Annotated in this window: 20 protein-coding genes and 1 tRNA gene; 14 read left to right on the top strand and 7 right to left on the bottom strand. The window is 41.1% G+C overall.

Going from position 1 to position 16,466, the window contains the following annotated elements:
- Window positions 1-12: 12 nt before the first annotated feature.
- Entirely contained in the window at window positions 13-483 is a 471-nt protein-coding gene (locus AC1DO4_RS14535; protein WP_477416990.1) for an OsmC family protein, read from the top strand.
- An 89-nt stretch (window positions 484-572) separates the two neighbouring features.
- A complete protein-coding gene (locus AC1DO4_RS14540) occupies window positions 573-737 on the top strand; it encodes a hypothetical protein (protein ID WP_477416992.1) in 165 nt (54 codons plus the stop codon).
- Between the two features lie 42 nt (window positions 738-779).
- On the opposite strand, the gene pdxR is transcribed toward AC1DO4_RS14540, so the two are convergent.
- Window positions 780-2,279, bottom strand: a complete 1,500-nt coding sequence (gene pdxR / locus AC1DO4_RS14545) for a MocR-like pyridoxine biosynthesis transcription factor PdxR (protein ID WP_477416994.1) — start codon at window positions 2,277-2,279, stop codon at window positions 780-782.
- 81 nt (window positions 2,280-2,360) lie between these two features.
- Here pdxR and AC1DO4_RS14550 point away from each other — a divergent pair, with 81 nt between their 5' ends.
- The gene (locus AC1DO4_RS14550) at window positions 2,361-2,828 is read left to right on the top strand and encodes a DoxX family protein (protein ID WP_477416996.1); all 468 of its coding nucleotides are present in this window, start codon (window positions 2,361-2,363) and stop codon (window positions 2,826-2,828) included.
- Window positions 2,815-3,810 (top strand): EamA family transporter, encoded by a 996-nt coding sequence (locus AC1DO4_RS14555; RefSeq protein WP_477416998.1) that lies wholly within the window; start codon window positions 2,815-2,817, stop codon window positions 3,808-3,810. The genes AC1DO4_RS14550 and AC1DO4_RS14555 overlap by 14 nt, the downstream gene beginning before the upstream one ends.
- A 41-nt stretch (window positions 3,811-3,851) precedes the next feature.
- Here AC1DO4_RS14555 and AC1DO4_RS14560 read toward each other — a convergent pair whose 3' ends face one another.
- Complete coding sequence (locus tag AC1DO4_RS14560) at window positions 3,852-4,199, bottom strand: hypothetical protein (RefSeq protein ID WP_477417000.1); 348 nt, start codon at window positions 4,197-4,199, stop codon at window positions 3,852-3,854.
- Window positions 4,200-4,371: 172 nt separating this feature from the next.
- Here AC1DO4_RS14560 and AC1DO4_RS14565 point away from each other — a divergent pair, with 172 nt between their 5' ends.
- From AC1DO4_RS14565 to AC1DO4_RS14580, 4 genes are all read left to right on the top strand, one after another.
- Complete coding sequence (locus AC1DO4_RS14565; RefSeq protein ID WP_477417002.1) at window positions 4,372-4,806, top strand: pentapeptide repeat-containing protein; 435 nt, start codon at window positions 4,372-4,374, stop codon at window positions 4,804-4,806.
- A 91-nt stretch (window positions 4,807-4,897) separates the two neighbouring features.
- Window positions 4,898-5,260, top strand: coding sequence for a hypothetical protein (locus AC1DO4_RS14570; protein WP_477417004.1), 363 nt, complete (start codon window positions 4,898-4,900; stop codon window positions 5,258-5,260).
- A 176-nt stretch (window positions 5,261-5,436) separates the two neighbouring features.
- The gene (locus tag AC1DO4_RS14575) at window positions 5,437-5,814 is read left to right on the top strand and encodes a chorismate mutase (RefSeq protein ID WP_477417006.1); all 378 of its coding nucleotides are present in this window, start codon (window positions 5,437-5,439) and stop codon (window positions 5,812-5,814) included.
- Between the two features lie 306 nt (window positions 5,815-6,120).
- Window positions 6,121-7,581 carry a glycoside hydrolase family 30 protein gene (locus AC1DO4_RS14580; RefSeq protein ID WP_477417008.1) on the top strand — a complete coding sequence of 487 codons (1,461 nt, stop codon included), beginning with the start codon at window positions 6,121-6,123 and terminating at the stop codon, window positions 7,579-7,581.
- Window positions 7,582-7,621: 40 nt separating this feature from the next.
- On the opposite strand, the gene AC1DO4_RS14585 is transcribed toward AC1DO4_RS14580, so the two are convergent.
- Both AC1DO4_RS14585 and purU read right to left on the bottom strand, forming a co-directional pair.
- Entirely contained in the window at window positions 7,622-8,500 is an 879-nt protein-coding gene (locus AC1DO4_RS14585) for an endonuclease/exonuclease/phosphatase family protein (protein WP_477417010.1), read from the bottom strand.
- Window positions 8,501-8,663: 163 nt separating this feature from the next.
- Window positions 8,664-9,488 (bottom strand): formyltetrahydrofolate deformylase, encoded by an 825-nt coding sequence (gene purU / locus AC1DO4_RS14590; protein WP_477417012.1) that lies wholly within the window; start codon window positions 9,486-9,488, stop codon window positions 8,664-8,666.
- 118 nt (window positions 9,489-9,606) lie between these two features.
- On the opposite strand from purU, the gene AC1DO4_RS14595 reads away from it, so the two are divergent.
- Window positions 9,607-10,023 (top strand): hypothetical protein, encoded by a 417-nt coding sequence (locus AC1DO4_RS14595; RefSeq protein ID WP_477417014.1) that lies wholly within the window; start codon window positions 9,607-9,609, stop codon window positions 10,021-10,023.
- Between the two features lie 124 nt (window positions 10,024-10,147).
- On the opposite strand, the gene AC1DO4_RS14600 is transcribed toward AC1DO4_RS14595, so the two are convergent.
- Entirely contained in the window at window positions 10,148-10,516 is a 369-nt protein-coding gene (locus tag AC1DO4_RS14600; RefSeq protein WP_477417015.1) for a hypothetical protein, read from the bottom strand.
- Between the two features lie 126 nt (window positions 10,517-10,642).
- Between AC1DO4_RS14600 and AC1DO4_RS14605 the strand changes: the two genes are divergently transcribed.
- Window positions 10,643-11,137: a TspO/MBR family protein gene (locus AC1DO4_RS14605; protein ID WP_477417017.1), complete on the top strand. Its 495-nt coding sequence runs from the start codon at window positions 10,643-10,645 to the stop codon at window positions 11,135-11,137.
- A gap of 52 nt (window positions 11,138-11,189) precedes the next feature.
- Window positions 11,190-11,723, top strand: a complete 534-nt coding sequence (locus tag AC1DO4_RS14610; protein WP_477417019.1) for a hypothetical protein — start codon at window positions 11,190-11,192, stop codon at window positions 11,721-11,723.
- Window positions 11,724-11,758: 35 nt separating this feature from the next.
- Here AC1DO4_RS14610 and tamL read toward each other — a convergent pair whose 3' ends face one another.
- On the bottom strand, window positions 11,759-14,119 hold the full coding sequence (gene tamL, locus AC1DO4_RS14615) for a translocation and assembly module lipoprotein TamL (protein ID WP_477417021.1): 2,361 nt from the start codon (window positions 14,117-14,119) through the stop codon (window positions 11,759-11,761).
- On the opposite strand from tamL, the gene AC1DO4_RS14620 reads away from it, so the two are divergent.
- From AC1DO4_RS14620 to AC1DO4_RS14630, 3 genes are all read left to right on the top strand, one after another.
- Window positions 14,110-14,859, top strand: a complete 750-nt coding sequence (locus AC1DO4_RS14620; protein WP_477417023.1) for a TrmH family RNA methyltransferase — start codon at window positions 14,110-14,112, stop codon at window positions 14,857-14,859. The two genes, tamL and AC1DO4_RS14620, sit on opposite strands and share 10 nt — an antisense overlap.
- A 50-nt stretch (window positions 14,860-14,909) precedes the next feature.
- Window positions 14,910-14,980, top strand: a tRNA-Cys gene (locus AC1DO4_RS14625).
- A 33-nt stretch (window positions 14,981-15,013) separates the two neighbouring features.
- Entirely contained in the window at window positions 15,014-15,187 is a 174-nt protein-coding gene (locus AC1DO4_RS14630) for a spore protein (RefSeq protein WP_477402690.1), read from the top strand.
- 118 nt (window positions 15,188-15,305) lie between these two features.
- Here the strand turns inward: AC1DO4_RS14630 and AC1DO4_RS14635 are convergent, their stop codons facing one another.
- Window positions 15,306-16,349, bottom strand: a complete 1,044-nt coding sequence (locus AC1DO4_RS14635) for a quinone-dependent dihydroorotate dehydrogenase (protein WP_477417025.1) — start codon at window positions 16,347-16,349, stop codon at window positions 15,306-15,308.
- Window positions 16,350-16,466: the final 117 nt, after the last annotated feature.

Consider the following 16,466-nt stretch of genomic DNA (forward strand, 5'->3'; position numbering starts at 1 on the left):
GAATATCAGCCAATGAAAGATCATCATTATAAAGCCAACATCAGCTGGACGGGTAACACGGGGGTGGGAACAAAGGATTATCGTTCTTATGAACGCAGTCACACTATCAGCATTGAGGGTAAGCAGGATATTTTAGGTTCGTCGGATCCGGCATTCAGGGGAGATAAGTCCTGCTATAGCCCGGAGGACATGTTGCTTTCATCCATATCTGCGTGTCATATGCTGTGGTACCTGCACCTTTGCACCACGGCTGGTGTTGTTGTAACTGCTTATGAAGATAACGCAGAAGGTACCATGGTTGAAACAAGCGATGGCGGCGGCTATTTTACCGAGGTGGTGTTAAGTCCATTGATAACACTAAAGGATGCAGCCATGCAGGCTAAAGCTGATGAGCTGCATCATGAAGCCAATAAGCTGTGCTTTATTGCGAATTCTGTTAAATTTCAGATAATACACGAAGCACAGTACCGGGTTGTGGGTTAATTTTTCCAATTTTTCATCTAAAAGTATACAGGATTTAACTCGCGGTTCAAATGCAACACCCTGATTTGTTCTTGACGTAGGTTGACCAAATGAAAGACATCCCCGTACATCAGCTAAAAGAACGTGTCACATCGCGACTGGAGATTGAGCGTTTCCCGGAAGGTGATATGCCTAAAGAGGATGAACCGCTTAGTACCCATGGTGACGATCATTATATATTTTTTGTTATGGGGGGCAGCATCGCTGATGATTGATTTTTATGAGATTGAGTTAACAGGGGTATGCTTCGGACCAGATTAAGGTGCGGTTTTTTGGCGATTAAGCCTTTTGAATACATCGGCTAATATTTTCACAGCTTCCTCCAGTTCTTTGGGGTTGAGTGATGCGAAACCCAGCCTCACGTATTGGTGATTCTGACTGTTATCATAAAAATAATCCTTACCATTATTGACGGTAAGCCCCATGGCAGCGGCTTTTTCGGCAACATCTGCAGGTTTAATGTCATCAGGGTATTTTACCCAAACCGCAAACCCCCCATCCGGTATCCTGAAACTTAGCTGATCGCCAAGGTATTCTTTTAATAAAGCGCAAAGGATATCCCGCCTTTCATGGTATAATTTATTTGCCTTTTTAAGGTGCCTTGTTATATCCCCATTTTTCAAAAGGTTGGCTATGCCCTCCTCCAGTAAGTGTTCGCCTTGCCTGTCAATCAGTTTACGTAGGCGGGTAGCCTGCACAACCAGGTTTTGTGGCGCTATCATAAATCCTATTCTTATGCCAGGCGCTATGGTTTTGCAAAATGAACCCACATAAACTACGCTACCATAATAATCGGCACTTGCTAACGGTAATATGGGGCTGCTGGCATAATGAAAATCATAATCGTAATCGTCCTCAATAATGGCAAAGCGGTATTTGCGGGCCAGATCAAGCAGGCGGATACGCCGGTCGGCACTTAAAGTTACCGTAGTAGGGCGGTGGTGGTGAGGGATCACATATACCAGTTTTACCTTTTTCTTCCGACAGATGTCCTCAACTACATCCAAATCAATACCATGCTCATCTACAGGCGCTAATAATAATTTGGCGCCTGTTTGCTCAAATACTTCATTGGCGCCAGGGTACCCGGGATCGGCAGCAATTACCACATCATTTTTACTCAACAGGATCTGGGCGGCCAGGTAAATAGCCATCTGCGCACCTTTGGTAACCAAAATATCCGCTGACGTAACTTGTAAGCCCCGCGTTTCGCCGAGGAAACGGGCCAGTTCGGTGCGTAGGTTTACCGAACCCTGCTCCGGACCGTAAGTTAAATACTTTTGAGTGAATTGATAATTGGCAAAGCGTCTGTATTCTCTCACCAGTAATTCAACCGGCGCCATCCTTGTATCCGGGAAACCATCATCAAATACAAGGGGGCGATATTTATTCTCCACAAACAGATCAGGATAGGGAACCTTCTCATCCACTTCAAAAAAGGTTTTATCGGGATAAGTGTTTTTCTTCAGCGCCTGATTGATAGGTCGTGGTGATACAACAGGCAGGTTCCCGGCTACAAAAATGCCTTTCCGCGGGTAAACGTCCACCCAGCTTTGGGCATATAATTCGTTGTAAGCGGCCACTACGGTTTTGCGGTGAACCTTTAGCGCAGCTGCAAGCAATCGGCTGCTTGGCAGGGCAGACGCCGGCTTTAAGGCGCCCTGCCTGATGTGGCTTATAATGCTGTTGGTTATCTGCAGGTAAACGGGTACCTGCGCATCCTTATCTATGTGTATTAACCCGGCTGTAAACAACATGTTGGACTACCTTGTTTGTGTTTTCTGGACTATAAAGGTAGGCCAATAGATGTGTAATTTTATATCAGCAAATAAAAAAATATGCAGCTCATTAAAAACTATTCATTCCCATCCATCGCTTTGCGAGGTACCCTGGCAACCAGTTACCTATGGGAAGTAGCCGATCGCCTGGGTTTTTTTGGTGCCCACGGGCAACCCCACGTAGGCTGGGGCGACTGGCAACACTTTATGACCTATGCCCGCCAGGTTATGAACTTTTTACCCGAAGCAACTATACCAACACTGGCAGTAATAGCCACCGTTGGCGAAGCTACTATTGGGATATTATTATTGGTTGGTTTATTTACGCGGATCGCTGCCTCCCTTAGCTGCCTGCTCAGCCTGGCTTTTGCACTATCCATGGCCATATCCGGTGGCCTTGAATCGCCGATAGGTTATTCTGTTTTTACAGTAAGCGCTGCAAGCCTGTTGCTGGCCACCCTGCCAGATTATAAATGGAGCATCGATTCATTATACACAAAAACTAAAAACAATCATGACACAAATTAAGCAACAAAAAACACCTGCATTACTGGTAATAATAGCGTTTGCAACAGTTTATATAGTATGGGGTTCAACCTACTTTTTTATACAAATGGCAGTGCGTGGCTTTCCTCCAATGCTGATGGGAGCATTGAGGTACACTGCCGCCGGCCTGTTAATGCTTGGCTGGTGTGCTTTTAGGGGCGATAAGATCTGGGTAAAAAAGGATGTGGTCAATTCTGCAGTAAGCGGCTTGCTTATGCTATTTTTAGCTACAGGGATAGTTATATGGGTTGAGCAAACTTTGCCCAGCGCCATGGTTGCCATTACGGTTTCTGCCGGGCCCATCTGGTTTGTAGCATTGGATAGGCTTAACTGGCGTACCAACTTTAAGAGCAAGGCAACCATTGGTGGCCTGATAATTGGTTTTGCTGGTGTACTACTGTTGTTTGGCGAACAGGTGCACAAAGCTTTTGAGGGTAGCCACAATACTTCAACCATTTTGGGTGTTGCATTGTTAGTTTTGGGGCCGATAGCATGGTCGGCAGGTTCATTATATTCAAAACGGAAAGCAAGCAGTGCCCCGGCAGGTTTAAATACAGCATGGCAAATGATTATTGCGGGTGTTGCCTTTTTGCCTGCAGGCATAATACATCATGAATTTAACGGCTTTAGTTTGATGAGTGTACCTACATCATCATGGATGGCCATAATTTACCTTATCGTGTTTGGGTCTATCGGTGCATTTAGCGCTTATATATGGCTGTTGCAAGTTAAGCCGGCAACGCAGGTAAGTACCCACTCTTATGTAAATCCGGTAATTGCGGTTCTTTTAGGTGTATTGTTTGCCAATGAGCGCATCTCATTATTGCAGATTATTGGCCTTGTTGTTATATTAGTGAGCGTATTGCTCATAAACCTGGCAAAATACCGTAAAGCAAATACCCTGCAAAATGTTATACCAATCACTGGTTTAAAGGAAAACGACCTAATGGTAAAGGCTTGTTAAATATGTTATATAGTAATCTGTAGATTAACAGCCTTGTTTATTTACAGGTTACCTAATGAATTCCACAGGTCCGGATTATCTCTTATATGCGTTAACTGCTCAATAACTTCCTCAACTTCAGCTACACTTAATGACCGTTCACCGGCAGTGTATGAGAATACATTAGCCGGTTCTTCAAAAGCAATAAAGCCTAAATAATCAGGATCATTAATTTTATCGAGGTGCAAACTACTCTCTTTGTTAAAGCTTTGGTTTGGGTCGCCTTTAGCCCTGTCAATGAATAGGCTATAGGTATAACTAATTACCGGGTGACCATTTAAGTGCGCCTCAGTATCAGGTATAGCCATTAAATGGAGATGGCTTTTTAGCGTAAAAAAGAGCGGTTTCATAATCGGATATTAAAGTTAACGTTTTAATTTCAAATAATTTAAAGTATCATGACTTTTATTTGATGGTGAGCAACCGGGGAAATCGATGTCGTAATTGCACCCTTAAAATGTCAGGTATAGCCATTGTAGGTTGAGGTAATCATCCTTAAATTCGTATTAAAAAAACATTTATATGGAAAGCGCAAATAACCAGGATAATGCAAATGCCGAACGCATCAGTATCATCGAAACTACAAAAATGATTGAAGCCAAATACTCGCACCTTGACGGTTCAACGTTTGTGATGTTAAAAATGAGCAAAGCGAGCTTTAACGATGTTGACCTCCGTAATTTAAAAATTGAAAACGCCAATTTAAGTGATCTTGAAATTGAAGGGGCACAATTGGGCGGCGCTTATATACACAACATCGGTATGCCACCCCAAGGACATCCTGCTTATGATGAAAATGCCAGGCAACGTCCCCTGCGTTTTGAGGATTGCGAACTGGAAGGCAGTACGATAACCAATTGTAATCTTAAACGTGTGGCTATTACCCATTGTAATACAGAGGGGATGACTATAAATGGTATTTTGGTTGATGAGTTGCTAAAAAGTTACAAGGGATAAAATATTTTTAATAAATATGGTACTATGTATTGTATAGTACTGTGTTTTGTATTAGCTTTGTGATGACATTGGCGCATTAACAATTATCATCATGAAAAAAATACACCTATTAATTGCTTTGGCAGGGCTATTAACCCTGGCAACAGCTTGTCGCTTTGGCGGAAGACATACTACCATTGTGGAGAACAACAATGGTACCACCGTGAAAATAGAATACGGCGGACAAACCTATTTTACTGAAGATGGAAAAGGCATCAAAAGCATTTCGCCGCATGGTTATGTAAAATTTAGCCGTAACAGCGATGACCTTGTGGCCGAAAACGATAATGGCCGAATCGTTTATGAAATAAATGGTGGCGGTAAGCAAACGCACCTTGATGAGGATGGGAAGGCGTTTTTAGCTCGTGCAGTTAAGGAAATGATTAAAAGAGGGCATAATGCCGACGGGAAGTAGTGCCCAATTTGAAGATTTGTTAATTTGAAGATTTGAAAATGGATCCTTTGAATCCTGTTAAAAAAGCTGGTGATTGATCTTTCCGGTTTTTTATTTTGGTTTAATTTTTTAAGTTGCTATTTATTTCAAATCTTCAAATCACCGACTCTTCAAATTAAAATTGTTAAATTGAGCATATGAAAATATTTGTCAGCATCGTATTTGTATTGTTAATATATTTATTTAACCCGGGTTTGGCCCGCGCGCAATCAGTATCGGTAGATGCCCCTAAAAACACAGGTCAAACCTTGAAGATAAGCCGTAACAAAATTGATTCTCTTGACAAAAAACTGATAGAATTACTGGGAGAGCGCGAGAAGGTTGTTAAAGAGATTGGTGTTTATAAAGCCAAAAACAATATTCCTCCGCTACAAACCGACCGCTTTAAACAAGTACTTGAAAAAGCCATTGAGGCCGGCAAACAGGAGAGCTTATCAGAAACATTTGTTACCGAATTAATGAACGCCATCCACAAAGAAAGTTTGCGGATAGAGGAGGAGATTAAAAACCAATAACTAAAAACCTCAACTTATCAAAAAGTCATAAACCGGCTTTCTAAAGTGTATAAATTACACAATGTAGTTTACCGTATCAAAACATTTCTTCGGTAATATTAATAATTGTGAAACTAACTGATTATGAGCCATATTTGTTGTTATTTGTTTGGTATTAAACCGTATCATTTAGTCAACAAGTAGTTATAAATCAATTATTTATAGCCTTTCTTATTTGCTTTATTCAAATTAACTTTCTTAATTTGGGATACCGGAACCGCTTTCTGATTAGCAACGTTGCCCGCCGGAGACCAATTAAGTTAAATCATGAATAAAAAAATATTACTCACTTGTTTTATTGCTGGTAGTATGCTGCCGGCAGATTGGGTAAATGCCCAGGTAAAAGCGGTATTCTCTGCCCAAAATAAGAATGTAAAGGTTATTGTTTCTGATAACGAAGCGGGTGTTAAATTTAAAACCACCGAGACATTAAAGTTTACCGATAGCCCGCAACCTGGCGAAACAGAGGTTGCTGTTTTTGTTGATCCGGCAAAATCATTCCAAACCATGCTGGGTATTGGCGGTGCATTAACAGATGCCGCTGCCGAAACCTTTTACAAACTACCCAAAGACAAGCAAAAAGAGTTTTTAAAGGCCTATTATGATAAAGATAAGGGTATTGGCTATACATTAGCCCGTACCAATATCCAAAGCTGTGATTTTTCGAGCGATAGCTATAGCTATATAAAGGAGGGCGATGCATCGTTGAAAACATTTAGCATCAGCCATGATAGGGCATACCGCATACCTTTTATAAAAGCTGCAATGGCCGCTGCCGGTGGTAAGCTTACTTTGTTTGCATCGCCATGGAGCCCGCCTGCATTTATGAAGGATAATAACAGTGTTTTACATGGAGGTAAGCTTTTGCCAAAGTACTATCAAAGCTGGGCAAATTTTTATGGCAAATTTATAAGGGCTTATGAAAACGAAGGTGTCCCGGTATGGGGGCTTTCGGTACAAAATGAACCTATGGCATCACAAACCTGGGAATCATGTAAATACACCGCCGAAGAGGAGCGTGATTTTGTAAAGAACTTTTTAGGCCCAACATTACAAAAACAAGGACTGGCCAATAAAAAATTAATTGTTTGGGACCATAACCGCGATTTGCTTTATCAGCGCGCCAGTACTATATTGGAAGATCCGGCGGCGGCAAAATATATCTGGGGCGTTGGTTTTCACTGGTACGAAACCTGGACCGGTGCCGGGCAGCAGTTTGAAGCTACCCGCCGTGTACATGAGGCATTCCCCGGTAAAAACCTGATTTTTACTGAAGGTTGTATTGAAAAATTCGACCTTGATAAAATTAACGACTGGTCGCTTGGGGAGAGATACGGCCTATCCATGATCAATGATTTTAATGCCGGTACAGTTGCCTGGACAGACTGGAACATCCTGCTTGATGAAAAAGGCGGACCAAATCATGTTGGCAACTTTTGCTTTGCACCCGTACACGCCGATCTGCGTAATGGTAGCCTCATTTATACCAGCTCATACTATTACCTGGGGCATTTCAGCAAATATATACAGCCGGGCGCTAAGCGTGTAGCTGCTGTTGCCAGCAGAGATAAACTTTTAACTACTGCTTACCTAAACCCTAATGGCAAGTTAGCCGTAATAGTAATGAATAAAACCGAAGAGAAAATTGAATACAGTTTATGGGTAAAAGGTAAAGCTGTAAAAATAACCAGCCAGCCGCACTCCATAGCTACCCTCGTAGTAGAATAAAGACCTTTTATAATCAACTAAATCTCAGATGTATGGTGGATCATTTATGGTCCACCATTATCATTACCGGGAAATGGTCTGATGGTAATTTTGCCTCGTACTTTTTAGTTGTATTGTTTAAAGCACGGTAACTATCTGTCAATATCCCATATCTTTTTACCGTGAAATCTTTGCTCAGGAAGATATGATCTATTCGTCCTTTTGATTTGTTTTCAGCATTAAAGTCGTTGAAAGTGCCATTCTGGGCATATTTTATTGGCGACAATTCATATGCATCCTTCAGTTTGTCCGATGTATTAATTACCGCATAGCTATCTGATGTTTCGTCGACATTAAAATCGCCGGATAATATAACCGGTTCATTAGCTGTCATTGCTTTAATTTTTGCCAGAACAAGTTTGGCGCTTTCGCGACGTGCTATTACGCCAATGTGATCCATATGGAGGTTAAAATAATAAAATTTATAACCTGTTTTTATTTCCTGGAACGATGCCCACGAGCAAATACGCGGCAGGGCTGCATCCCAACCTTTATTAGGGCGGTTGGTTATAGGTGATAGCCAGAAATCACCATGCTTAAGCAACTTAAATTTGTTTGTTTTATAAAATATAGCCGAAAACTCCCCCTCTGTTTTACCATCATCGCGCCCTATGCCGGTATAGGCATATCCGGGCATGGCCGAAGTAAGATTTTTTAATTGATGAACAAGACCCTCTTGCGTGCCGAAGATGTCAAAATCATGAAATTGTATCAACTTAGCTATAACAGGTAGGCGCTGCTTCCAGCCGTTGCCCTGTAAGGAATCATCGTTAGTGGCATTATCGTTACGAAGATTATAAGTGGCTACTGTAAAATGCTGGGCAAAAACAAAAGAGCACGAGAAAACAGTAAGCAATAAAATAAACAGAAGCTTTTTCATTGATCTATTTAGATAGATTACAGGCAAAAATAACCGGTTGTTGTTAAATAACCGTTAAGTAATGTGTTTGTTTATGGAGCCCCGGGGTATTAAAAGACGGATATTTGAGTCTGTATATAAAATTGTCTATACAAGCAGACTCTGTGTCTCCGAAATTTTACAATTACTCAAACACAACGGTCTTGTTTTTAGAAACAAACACACGATCTTCAAATATCAATTTAAGGGCTTTAGCTAATACCGATGTTTCAATTTCCTGCCCGGCCTTTACCATAGTTGCTGCAGTAAAGGTGTGATTTACCGGGATGATCTGCTGGGCAATAATAGGGCCTTCATCCAGCTCATTTGATACAAAGTGGGCGGTAGCGCCTATTAGCTTAACGCCGCGTTCAAAAGCCTGCCGATAGGGGTTAGCGCCGATAAAAGCAGGTAAAAAGGAGTGGTGGATATTGATTATCCGCATGGGGAACTTTGCTACAAAGGCCGGCGACAAAATGCGCATGTATTTGGCCAGTATTACATAATCCGGTGCATGTTGCTCAATAGTATCGCTTATTTTTTGTTCAAATTCTTCTTTAGTTATTTGCTCATGCGATATATGGTAAAAAGGCATATCAAAGCGTTCGCAAATGTTTTGCAGGGTGGCGTGGTTGCCAATTACGCATTGAACAGTTGCTCCCAGGGTTTTAAAATAATTACGGATGAGTATATCGGCAAGGCAATGATACTCCTTTGTTACCAGCACAACCACTTTTTTTTCGGGAAGGGGATTAACCGAAATAATTGCACCGGCAGGTAAAACTTCTTTTAATTTTTGTCCAAGATTTTCATTATCCCCATCTTCTACCTCCAGGCGCATAAAAAATATGTTCTCGCTCTTATCGACATGTTCGCGCATCGAAACTATGTTCAATTGGTATTTTGCTAATATAGCCGATATAGATGCAACCAGGCCCACCTGGTCTTTACACTGGATAACAATAATCATGGTTTAATGATACAAAGAATTTTGTTGAAATTAAGGAATAAGATTTTTTTTGAAATATTTATAACTCATTGTATCAAAGCATTTAGGGCCTGCGTAATGCTGTATATAACCTTGTATTATGAAATACTTTACCCTTGTAATTGCCGCGCTGGTACTATGCAGCGTTAGTTCATGCAATAAAAATGGTTTACCGGGCCCTGTTTCCACATCAATATTTGGTAGCTGGCGTTGGGTAAAATCTGTTGGGGGCATAGCTGGGATGACCATAACGCCCCAAAGTGCCGGGTATAACTTAACCCAGATATACAGGAATGACAGCACTTTTAAAATGTTCAAAAAAGATTCGGTTATGCTTTCTGGCAAATTTTCTATAAACCGAAATTATAAATATTCGGCTACCGAAACTATTGATCTGTTGAAGATCAATGATCTGCAGGCCGATGCATTTATTATCAGGAATGATACTTTGTTTTTGAATGATGTATTTATCAGTGACGGTTTTAACAGCGTATATGTGCGGGTTAAACCAGATTAATAGTACTAAAAGTCATCCCGTAAATGCTGGCCAGCTTACCCGGGTCCCACAAGCAAGGTGATCAATTACAGATGAAAGCTTGCAAGTGGGAGGCTGATCTACCGAAAGGCAGATCAGCATGACTTTAATTTTTTTCGCCATCCGGCACAAAGTTTACCTCCTGCCCGGTACCAAAGGTAACATATACACGTCGCCATGGCTCATCGTCTATCAGTTTCCATTGATGAGCCGTTCCTGTTGTATCCATGGCTATCAGTATTTCGCCCGGGCGTAAAATAAAGGTTTCGCCCGTACGGGTTTCAAATTCCAGTGTGCCGGATAGGTTGATCACATATTGCCAGGCAGGAGCGTTGTGCCAATCGTAAAACGAATGTGGAGGCGATTCCTGGAACCGGATAGTTGAAGCCGGGTTAAAAATCATTTCGGCTACTGTTCCTGTTTGCACATGTGAGTGCCCGTCTTCGCCGGTATATAGTTTATAAGCTTTTATCATTTCATTTTACTTGTGGCAACGGTTGCTAAGCTAATATTTTTACGGTTTTTAATGGTAACGCCTGCATAATGTGTATGTAATTATTTACCCAAAACTTATTGTTATTTTATTGGTTTCCATAAAACGATGATTCCAGCGATACCCAGAAAATTCCGGTTCTTTCCGTTTCTCATCAGTTTATTAATTACACTGGCGATAGGTTTTGTTGCTGCACTTTTTACACGGCCCGAAATTACAGGCTGGTACAATACGCTTAAAAAGCCATTTTTTAACCCGCCGCTCTGGCTTTCTGCACCGGTTTGGACAATGCTTTATATCATTATAGCTATAGCTGCCTACCTGGTTTGGAAACACCGGAGCCGCAAACCTGCCTTTAAAATCACCCGGGCAATTTATTTTGTGCAGTTGTTTTTAAATTTTTTGTGGTGGGTTATGTTCTTTGTTTTACACCAGTTATTGGGTGCTATGGCGGTTGTTATCTTTTTGTGGATAAGTATTATTTTAAATATTAACTGGTTTGGTAAATATAGTAGGGTTGCCGGGCGGCTGCTTTGGCCTTATTTACTATGGATAAGTTTTGTAGCTGTGCTTAACGCGAGTATTTATTTACTAAACAGATAGCACAAAAAACACTATTTTTATTGCGTACATTTTATTTTATGGTTTTTAACAGATGAAAAAATTATTGTTTTTATTGTGCCTTATTGCGGCTACACACAGCTTTGTTTTTGCCGATACAATTGCCATAAATCATTTTGTAGTTAAAGAAAACCCTTTCGGGGTTGACCAGGTGGCTGTTATAGCCACAGATTCGGCTGGGGTGACCCAGGAGAACGTGAACGGCCTGTTCACATTTATCATGAACGGTTTTGAATACCAGTTAAAGTTTGAAAAGGGAGTTGCCTTTTACAGGCAAAAGATAGACCGCTCTACCTTTTTATATGCCAAACATATTAACGAAAGCGGCACACATGGCATACTCTACTATATTTATAAACACGATAGCAAATTAAGCCCGTTCCATATCAGTATTATGTTTTTGATAGCTATACCAGTAATTTTAATATTGCTGGCCTATATGTTTAAGCGGTTCATCATTATAGCGGTTATCATATTCTGCATATTCCTGTATTTTAACTACCATAATGGTTTAAGTATGCACACCTTTTTTGAAAGCGCTATAGATGGTTTGAAGGGACTATTTTAGCCGGAGGAGCTTAATGCTAATTCAGTAATTCAAAATTAAAAAGGCAATCCTATACCAAAATTCAACTGCATAAAATTATAGGTATCGCCGCCGTTGTTGTTTGCATAAGCAGTTTTAAATGACCTGCTGTGGAAAAGCTCATTTGAGTGCTTTATCAGTACCCACTGGTCGGCTCCGCTAAACTGCGGATCCTTAAATTTAAACGCTGCATCAAGCCGGAAAACAAAGAAACTCAAATCGAACCGTAAACCGGTACCAATACCAATAGCTGTTGATTGTAAAATATTATCGAACCTGAATTCACCATTTGGACTTTCTGCTTTTTTGCCCAGCCTCCAAACGTTACCGGCATCTATAAAAACAGCACCTTTTAATTTTGCGCCAAAAAAGTTATCTGCCAGTTTATAGCGGTATTCGGCATTGGCTACTATCTTTATTTCGCCAAACTGATCAAGATATTTTAGGCGGGCAAGGGATGTTGGGTCACCTGCATAAGCGGTTCCCCGGTTAAACTGGCCTGGGCCAAGTGTGCGGGGTAACCACGCGCGCATATCATTTGCGCCGCCGGTGTAAAAGTTTTTTTCAAATATCAGTTCGTTACTATTGCCATAAGGTATACCAATGCCGGGATTAAAACGAAATACAAATTGTCGTTCGCCCCCCAGGGTTCGGTAAATGCGAAAGTCGGCTTCGGTTTTGGTATATTGAGAAAAGGTATATCCTAAAATTTGACGTTGCCCAACCGAATCCCTTGGTGTATTAAAGGTACTGCCCAGCAAGCTCAGGAAATTACCACCTATATCCAAACTTCCACGGAAATATTCGAAGTTTTTATAGGAGTTTAATTCAAGTGCATTATACTGAAATGTATATTGACTACCTGTTGTAAATACAGTTCGGCCAATTAGTTTTACGTAGGCAAACTTACCATGTGCCAATAAGGTATCGCGCGCAGCTGGATCAATTACCCCCTTTGAAAATTCGATATTTATGGGTGTAACAGTATGCAGCTTGCGCCCGGTTTCATAAAAATCATAACTTATAGAGTTTACAAAGCTTTGGCGTGTTACCAGGTCTTTTTGGTAAAACAATGAATAGTTTGTGGAGAATGTGGTATGTGGCACACCGTATTTACCCATTAAAGGAAAATGAAAAGGTGATACGATACGCGGATATATTAAATTTATCCCTGCCCTGAATTCCTGGTTCTGGATATCGGCATTATTTGTAGTGTTTGTGCCGTTATCAAATAAAATGCTCCAGTTAAGTTTTACCTGTAATATGGCTGCCTGCATAAACAGGTTTCGGTTTGTAAAAGTATTGCCTATGTTGTATCCGTACCGCCCATTGGCAAACAGGAACTCGCCTTCTACCCTGTCTGAGTAATGTTTAAGCGGGATAATATCTATTTTGGTATTTAATCGGTGGGTGCTATCACCAAGTTTTTCATAAGTAGGGTTGGGTACGTTACRAAAAACGTTTAACTCCGATAGGCGGGTAGTGGTAAGGGTTTGTTTATCAATATCATATATTTGCCCCTTTTTTTGATAGGTATAATCAATAACCACCCTTGGTTTAAAACGCTTGGAAAAATCAACAAACCTAAATTGCGAATCAACCTGTATTGTATCGGCCTTGCCCGGTGTTCTGCCACTACTGGCGGATATGGTTATAAGTGTATTGTTAATTTTGTAAACCGGGTGCTCTGTTTTACCGGCCGGATTATCAATCATCATTTTAATATCAACTACACTGCTGTTAAAGGTGGAGTCGTAATTAAAATTGATGTATTGCCTGTAAAAATCAAAATAGCCATTGCGTTTCATGAGCAGGTACAGTTCATCACGGTCATGTGCAAGGCTGTCGGTATCAAAACGGGCGCCGGGTTGTATGTGCGATATTTTATTGCGGTTTGCTATGTAAATATTTTTGATTTTTTTATCGGGAATGCTGTCTTCAATTTTACGGATGCGGAACATTGGGCCTTCCTGTGCTGTAAAAATCAACTCGGCCCGTTGTTTTTTTATCACAATGCTATCGGTGATCCTGGCTTTTAAATACCCACGGTTCTGGATAAATTTCTCCATCTGGAAACGCGAATATTCAACTAAGTTACTATCCAGTATGGCAGGGGCCTCCCCAATATTTCGTTTACCATTATTGCTAAACCAGTAATAAAATTGAAGATTGAGTTTATTGTTGGGCTGTTGCTCTTTATCAACATAGTTTACTGCAACTTCTGCAAATTCCTTATCAATGCCTTTTATGGTAATTTTGCGCACTAAAGCCTGATCTTTGCGTATGCCACGGGTAACGCTGCAACCCGCGCCGATAATGAGCAGCAAAATACTTAATATTGTAAGGCGGTAACCAGCAGGTTTTATATATGCTTTCAAAATCACAAATCAGTTTATTAACATCCTTACAACATAAAAAATTTCGCAGGGAACATGGTTTTTTCCTGGTTGAGGGCTATAAATCAGTAATTGAATTTACAAGCTCAGGTTACCAGGTAGATACCATATACCATACCCCTTCAATTGCTCCAAAAATGCTGAATTTATCCCGAAAAATAAACTTTCAGGAGATTTCAATGAAGGATATAGAAAAAATAAGCACTTTGAAAACGCCGCAGGAGGTAATTGGTTTGATTAAAATACCAATATGGGCAACATTAAATTATAACAGCCTCAAACAAAAGTTTTCATTGGTGCTTGATAGTATACAGGACCCCGGCAACATGGGCACCATTATACGCACCGCCGATTGGTTTGGCATTACCGATATTGTATGCAGCGAAGATACGGTTGATGTTTATAACCCTAAGGTGGTACAGGCTACTATGGGTTCCCTGGCGCGTGTAAATGTGCATTATGCAAGCCTGGAGGCGGTTTTGCCACAGATAGGGTTGCCCATATTTGGGGCAATGCTGGATGGGGAAAACATTTATAACGGCAATTTTGGCACCGAAGGATTGCTGGTGATGGGTAACGAGGGTAACGGTATAAGCCCCGCGATTGAGCGGCTGATTACCACAAAAATAACCATCCCAAGGGCCGGAAAAGCCGAATCATTGAACGTTGCTATAGCTACAGCCATACTATGTTCTGAAATAAAAAGAAATTCAATGAAATAAATATTGGCTACCATTAAATTAATTACTATTTTTGCAATCCTTAAAAAGAGGGTCGGGTGGCCGAGTGGCTAGGCAGAGGTCTGCAAAACCTTTTACAGCGGTTCGAATCCGCTCCCGACCTCAAGGGTATTAAAAAAATTAAAATAACAACACCATGGGCGTTACACGTTTAAAAAGAAAAGATAGAAAAAACAAAACTACTTCACGTTTAGAAGTACAGTTTTTGAAGCTGGCTACCAACCTTGAGTACGGAAGCCGTTCTGCTGAGTCAAAACACAGCCAGATAGCAAAAAACAATGCCGTTTTGGCAATTGCTGCAGGTAAATAATTCTATCTGTTAAGAGCGCAGGCGCTCAAAAGATCTTATAAATCCTGCTGGTTTCAGAAACCGGTGGGATTTTTTTGTTGGTTTATTTTTCTGAACCGAAAAATTCCGGTTCAGAAAATTATTTGCCAAGAAGTTTCTTATTTATCCTCCCTATCAACCCCGGTCCTTCATAAATAAACCCGGTATATAGTTGCACCAGCGATGCCCCTGCATTTAATTTCTCCATTGCATCACCTGCAGAGTGGATTCCACCTACACCAATAATAGGGAACGAGCCTTGTGATTTTTTGAAAATATAGCTGATCACATCAGTTGACCGCCTGGTAAGCGGCTTACCGCTTAAGCCACCCATCTCTGATTTTAAACTATCGGCAGCAGTTAAATTTTCACGACTGATGGTGGTATTGGTAGCTATAATGCCGGCAATGCCGGTTTGCTGTACAATATCAACAATGTCATCCAGTTGTGAGTTGGTAAGGTCTGGTGCAATTTTTAACAGTATGGGGCGGCTGATGCCGTTTTTTGAATTGCGTTGCTGCAGGGTGTTCAATAATTGCATCAGCGGTTCTTTTTCCTGTAGCTCGCGCAGGCCGGGTGTATTGGGCGAGCTTACGTTCACCACAAAATAATCAACCACGTCAAACAGGCGATCGAAACATTTGATATAATCGCTAACGGCATCTTCATTAGGTGTTACCTTGTTTTTGCCGATGTTGCCGCCAATGATCAAGCTTTTTTGCGCTCCTTTGGCATTTTTGCGAAAGGTGGCTATTCTTTCGGCAGCAACATCAACGCCGAAGTTGTTAAAGCCCATCCGGTTAATCAGCGCACCATCTGATGGCAGGCGGAACATGCGCGGCTGCGGATTGCCGGGCTGGGGCAGGGGGGTAACGGTACCTATCTCCACAAAGCCAAAGCCGATGTTGGCCATTTCGCCCATCAGTTCGGCATTTTTATCAAAGCCGGCTGCCAGCCCAACAGGGTTTTTAAATTTTAGGCCGAAGACCTCTTTTTCTAAACGCCTGTCGTTTACATCCCATATAGCCCTGCTTAAAGCAGCGCCACCCGGAAAACGGTTAACGCGCTTTAAGTTGCGTGTTACAAAATAATGTACTTTTTCGGGATCGAACAGGAAAAGAATGGGTTTTAATAAAAAATACATGGCGCGAAGTTAGTAAATACTGATACGTGTGTAAACCAGAATTTGATGAAAAACAAGCCTTCGATAATATTAATCATTCAAAAGTTTATATAAAATTTAACAAAGTATAAAAAAGCC

Source organism: Mucilaginibacter sp. P5_A6 (assembly GCF_056400585.1).

Excerpts from the sequence above, each read along its gene's own strand:
- AC1DO4_RS14555 (WP_477416998.1), top strand. The coding sequence starts at position 2,815 with ATGACACAAATTAAGCAACAAAAAACACCTGCATTACTGGTAATAATA.
- AC1DO4_RS14570 (WP_477417004.1), top strand. The coding sequence starts at position 4,898 with ATGAAAAAAATACACCTATTAATTGCTTTGGCAGGGCTATTAACCCTG.
- pdxR (WP_477416994.1), bottom strand. The coding sequence starts at position 2,279 with ATGTTGTTTACAGCCGGGTTAATACACATAGATAAGGATGCGCAGGTA.
- AC1DO4_RS14635 (WP_477417025.1), bottom strand. The coding sequence starts at position 16,349 with ATGTATTTTTTATTAAAACCCATTCTTTTCCTGTTCGATCCCGAAAAA.
- AC1DO4_RS14610 (WP_477417019.1), top strand. The coding sequence starts at position 11,190 with ATGAAAAAATTATTGTTTTTATTGTGCCTTATTGCGGCTACACACAGC.
- AC1DO4_RS14550 (WP_477416996.1), top strand. The coding sequence starts at position 2,361 with ATGCAGCTCATTAAAAACTATTCATTCCCATCCATCGCTTTGCGAGGT.
- AC1DO4_RS14540 (WP_477416992.1), top strand. The coding sequence starts at position 573 with ATGAAAGACATCCCCGTACATCAGCTAAAAGAACGTGTCACATCGCGA.
- AC1DO4_RS14575 (WP_477417006.1), top strand. The coding sequence starts at position 5,437 with ATGAAAATATTTGTCAGCATCGTATTTGTATTGTTAATATATTTATTT.
- AC1DO4_RS14600 (WP_477417015.1), bottom strand. The coding sequence starts at position 10,516 with ATGATAAAAGCTTATAAACTATATACCGGCGAAGACGGGCACTCACAT.
- AC1DO4_RS14580 (WP_477417008.1), top strand. The coding sequence starts at position 6,121 with ATGAATAAAAAAATATTACTCACTTGTTTTATTGCTGGTAGTATGCTG.
- AC1DO4_RS14620 (WP_477417023.1), top strand. The coding sequence starts at position 14,110 with ATGCTTTCAAAATCACAAATCAGTTTATTAACATCCTTACAACATAAA.
- AC1DO4_RS14565 (WP_477417002.1), top strand. The coding sequence starts at position 4,372 with ATGGAAAGCGCAAATAACCAGGATAATGCAAATGCCGAACGCATCAGT.
- AC1DO4_RS14535 (WP_477416990.1), top strand. The coding sequence starts at position 13 with ATGAAAGATCATCATTATAAAGCCAACATCAGCTGGACGGGTAACACG.
- AC1DO4_RS14595 (WP_477417014.1), top strand. The coding sequence starts at position 9,607 with ATGAAATACTTTACCCTTGTAATTGCCGCGCTGGTACTATGCAGCGTT.
- AC1DO4_RS14560 (WP_477417000.1), bottom strand. The coding sequence starts at position 4,199 with ATGAAACCGCTCTTTTTTACGCTAAAAAGCCATCTCCATTTAATGGCT.
- purU (WP_477417012.1), bottom strand. The coding sequence starts at position 9,488 with ATGATTATTGTTATCCAGTGTAAAGACCAGGTGGGCCTGGTTGCATCT.
- AC1DO4_RS14585 (WP_477417010.1), bottom strand. The coding sequence starts at position 8,500 with ATGAAAAAGCTTCTGTTTATTTTATTGCTTACTGTTTTCTCGTGCTCT.
- AC1DO4_RS14605 (WP_477417017.1), top strand. The coding sequence starts at position 10,643 with ATGATTCCAGCGATACCCAGAAAATTCCGGTTCTTTCCGTTTCTCATC.
- AC1DO4_RS14630 (WP_477402690.1), top strand. The coding sequence starts at position 15,014 with ATGGGCGTTACACGTTTAAAAAGAAAAGATAGAAAAAACAAAACTACT.